The organism is Psychroflexus maritimus, assembly GCF_011089875.1.
Taxonomy (GTDB): Bacteria; Bacteroidota; Bacteroidia; order Flavobacteriales; family Flavobacteriaceae; genus Psychroflexus; species Psychroflexus maritimus.
This window is the reverse complement of sequence record NZ_JAANAS010000065.1, coordinates 1-3,376: the sequence shown is the minus strand read 5'-3', so window position 1 is coordinate 3,376 and position 3,376 is coordinate 1. Positions and strand designations below refer to the sequence as shown.

At 27.2% G+C, this 3,376-nt stretch carries 6 protein-coding genes; 1 reads left to right on the top strand and 5 read right to left on the bottom strand.

The window, feature by feature from the left end:
* Positions 1–497 precede the first annotated feature (497 nt).
* Genes G7034_RS09085 through G7034_RS09075 form a run of 3 tightly spaced genes read right to left on the bottom strand, consistent with a single transcriptional unit; the run spans position 498 to position 1,591 of the window.
* A complete protein-coding gene (locus G7034_RS09085) occupies positions 498–1,001 on the bottom strand; it encodes a hypothetical protein (RefSeq protein ID WP_166400657.1) in 504 nt (167 codons plus the stop codon).
* Complete coding sequence (locus G7034_RS09080) at positions 998–1,177, bottom strand: hypothetical protein (RefSeq protein WP_166400656.1); 180 nt, start codon at positions 1,175–1,177, stop codon at positions 998–1,000. Before G7034_RS09080 ends, G7034_RS09085 begins: the two co-directional genes overlap by 4 nt.
* 6 nt (positions 1,178–1,183) lie before the next feature.
* Positions 1,184–1,591: a hypothetical protein gene (locus G7034_RS09075; RefSeq protein ID WP_166400655.1), complete on the bottom strand. Its 408-nt coding sequence runs from the start codon at positions 1,589–1,591 to the stop codon at positions 1,184–1,186.
* A 314-nt stretch (positions 1,592–1,905) separates the two neighbouring features.
* On the opposite strand from G7034_RS09075, the gene G7034_RS09070 reads away from it, so the two are divergent.
* Positions 1,906–2,232 carry a hypothetical protein gene (locus G7034_RS09070; RefSeq protein ID WP_166400654.1) on the top strand — a complete coding sequence of 109 codons (327 nt, stop codon included), beginning with the start codon at positions 1,906–1,908 and terminating at the stop codon, positions 2,230–2,232.
* Here the strand turns inward: G7034_RS09070 and G7034_RS09065 are convergent.
* Complete coding sequence (locus tag G7034_RS09065; RefSeq protein WP_166400653.1) at positions 2,207–2,359, bottom strand: hypothetical protein; 153 nt, start codon at positions 2,357–2,359, stop codon at positions 2,207–2,209. The two genes, G7034_RS09070 and G7034_RS09065, sit on opposite strands and share 26 nt — an antisense overlap.
* 156 nt (positions 2,360–2,515) lie before the next feature.
* The gene (locus G7034_RS09060; protein WP_166400652.1) at positions 2,516–3,241 is read right to left on the bottom strand and encodes an SHOCT domain-containing protein; all 726 of its coding nucleotides are present in this window, start codon (positions 3,239–3,241) and stop codon (positions 2,516–2,518) included.
* Between the last annotated feature and the right edge of the window lie 135 nt (positions 3,242–3,376).

Below are 3,376 nucleotides of genomic sequence, written 5' to 3'. Positions count from 1 at the left end.
TTTGAAAAATATTGAACACATTTAAAACAAAAATATTGCACAATCATCCAACTTTGGAATTCTATATATACGCTATGACTGAGTTGAATATTCTTCTAAAGAATATAAATGAATAAGCGTTTTTCTAAGATGTGGTAAATGGGGAAAATCGTACATAAATTTTTTACTGCTTTCGATATATCTTTTTATTGTCGAAAGTAACCATATCTCTTTTTCAGATAATTCCTTAATGTCATTATTTTTGCAAGATTGTTTATTTCTTCAATCCTATCAGTGTAACACACTCTTTTTATTTCTTCTAAATTGTTAAACATTTATTTTACATTTTTGTTAGTTTTTTGTTTCTTCATTATGCAATAGAACGGCCTTATATATGAAAAGTAGCGGATTTTCAAGCACTTACATTACGGTTTTTTACTGACCTTAAATTTTATAAAATTCATTTTCGTTTAAGCACTTAAACCGCTATTTTTGTTGTGCGCAGTTGTGGTTAGTTTTTACAGCGCTATCTTGTCTTTAAACCTATACCAAATTGATGAATTATTATTATAATTTTCATATTCACAAGTCAAGGTGATTGTGTATAATTTGGTTCCTTTTTTCACTTGATATGTTTTAGAGTATAAATGTGGATTGTCTGTTGTATAATCATACCATAAAGATTGCAAACCATCAATTGTCGTTTTTCCATATTTCAAGAACTTTGGATTATTCATATGCTCTTTTGCGCCATATTCCCATTCTGCGCCATAGGTTGACAAATCTCCCATCATATCCCAAATAGTAGCTTGGCTATATTCCAAAGGAAGTGAATTAACCACTACAACAATTGAATTTAAGCCGTTATTAGCTTTAAAATCTACATTGCTTCCAATACTTTGAAATTTTGAATAACCTTTTGGTATTTCAATCGAATAACCATAATTAGTACTTTTCCAAGTCGTTTGAGAAAAGCCCACTAACGTTATTAAACTAAATAATAAAATTGAAAACTTTTTCATTTTGATTTATGATTTATACCGCTGTAAATCAGCCAACCGGCTATACCGCCTAAAATAACAAAACCTGTAACTGCGCCAGCTAAACCTGCACCGCTTTCTTCTCCTCCCATTTCAATCATTGCATTAATAGCACCTAAGCCTAAAATAACACCTAATATGATTTTTAATGCTTTCATATTTATTTATTTTGAAAAAAAATTACCCATTGACTGTATTTTTTCTATTCTTCTTATAAAATCATCACTATCAATATTAGCGATTTTGCTAAATGAATTTTCAGCTATTATATAATCTCTCTCACTTGGAGCTACACCACAAAACAAAATTTCATAAACCATTGATACAGCAAAATCTTTTTGAATGTTTGTTAAGTCTTTAAACGAAGTCGATAAATTTGCTGGATTTAAAGTATTTAAAAAATCCTCACATTCGGAAAAACTTAAACCGAGAAATGAAGCTTGTTCTCGAATTGTTTTGTCCTGAAGTCTAACTTTGTTTTTATCTTGACTGCCGTTTGATATTATTCTCATTAAAGTGATTAATGATAATTTTTGCTGTTTAGAGAATGACTCTACTAAAGAATTTTCCATAAATATTCTATTTTTATTTGCTTATTACTTTTAGGGACACTGTTCAGCTTAATTTTGACCTATTTACAATATTGTAAAATAACAAAACCTTATTCTATCCGCTTTGTGGTTTTCCGTAATTGTTTTTTTTTTTAATTACCCACGTTTTGTGCATAACATAAGTAAAAAGTTAAAGTGTTATGCTTTTCGGTTGTGTTGTTATTGTTTGTTATCTGCCGAACTTTAGGTCTCGGCAACTGACCTTTTTATTTTTGTTATGCGCTGTTGTCTTGCGTATTTTTATTCGGTATGTTTGTTTTTCAATTAAGTTTACTATGATCATTTCAAAAGAAATATTACTTAAAGGTACTGTTCATTTTATAGAAATTGATAAGGTCAGATATATACCTGATTATGTTTTAAAATATGAACTCATTGATGAAAATTCTAATCAAGAGTTTAGAGATGTAGATTGTATTTTTTATAATGAATTAAGCTTAAATAAAAATTCAGTTCAGTTAAAACCTATAATAATTGAATCATTTTCTTTGGTTAGCTACTTAGATTTAATTGAGGGTAAATACAATCCAAAATTTGTATATATTTTTAAAAAAGGTTCTTTAGACTTAGATAAGGTTAACACCACACTTTTTTCCGAATAGCTTTTATTTCGTCAATATTATTTTCGTAAGGATGAATATAATTTATTGGTTTTACGCCTTCTATTGAAACTTGAGGCTTTGCTGTAATTTTCATCATTTGCTTTGTGTATTCCAAAAACTCTTCCATTTCAGCTTAATTAAAGCCTTCTAAAAGTTTTATTATAATATTATACAAATCACTGAATATTTCGGCTTTTACAGTTAACTTATCTCTTGAAAATGTTTGTTCTATTAATTCGTTCATATTTAGTTAGTTTTTCGTTTTATCTATATAATGTATATTCTAATTAATTTTTTGGAGGATATGTTTTTTATTTTCGTATAGATATACTAATTTATTTTCTGTTATTTCTTTTATTTTTAAAACACTTCTCTTATTATAATTGACTATGATTGTATTTTTGTCAATTATTTTCCAGTGACCTGACTTATAAATACTCTCTTTTGTGTTTTTTGGGTAAAATTTAAAACTATTATCCATATTAAAAAGATAAACCATATCTTCTGAAAGCCATTGACCGTATAAGTTTACTTTAATATTATTTATATTTTTAAATTTTTGAAATAGGTTTTTAGTTTTACTTTCAAATTCTTCTTTTGTTAAAATGCCGTCATCGTATAGGTCTTTCAGTTTTTTATATTCGGCGGTTTGTTCTACTTCTTTTTTTGTTTTGTCTGCTTTTAATTTGGCTGACTTTTGATTAAACTCGTCTTGTGTTAGAATACCTTTATCTTTTAAATCTTTTAGGTCGTCTAATTTATTTTCGTAGTTTAAAAGTTCTTCCTTAAATCTATTATTTATTGATTTTAATTCTTTTCTCTTTCTTATACTCTCTTTTTTGTATTCTGGTAACTTAGGACTTAGTAAAGTAATAATTACTCCTAAAATTGGAGTTAGGAAAACACAAGCTACTAAAGACCAAGTAAAACCTATTTTTCTCTTTTTACCTAAATACGTTGGTATTATCCAAAGGGATAATATAATATTTAAAGCTATACCTACTTCCATCCTGTTTTGTTTTTTTTGGTAAAAATAAATTATTATGTCGAAAGATTAAAAAAAAACAATAAAGCCATTAGTCTAATATTATAAGAAGTAGTCAACAAATCTGTATAAAAAGGTGCAGATGAACTTTCCGAAATC

Coding starts and splice junctions, on each gene's coding strand:
- G7034_RS09085 (WP_166400657.1), bottom strand. CDS start 1,001: ATGAAAAAGTTTTCAATTTTATTATTTAGTTTAATAACGTTAGTGGGC.
- G7034_RS09080 (WP_166400656.1), bottom strand. CDS start 1,177: ATGAAAGCATTAAAAATCATATTAGGTGTTATTTTAGGCTTAGGTGCT.
- G7034_RS09075 (WP_166400655.1), bottom strand. CDS start 1,591: ATGGAAAATTCTTTAGTAGAGTCATTCTCTAAACAGCAAAAATTATCA.
- G7034_RS09070 (WP_166400654.1), top strand. CDS start 1,906: ATGATCATTTCAAAAGAAATATTACTTAAAGGTACTGTTCATTTTATA.
- G7034_RS09065 (WP_166400653.1), bottom strand. CDS start 2,359: ATGGAAGAGTTTTTGGAATACACAAAGCAAATGATGAAAATTACAGCA.
- G7034_RS09060 (WP_166400652.1), bottom strand. CDS start 3,241: ATGGAAGTAGGTATAGCTTTAAATATTATATTATCCCTTTGGATAATA.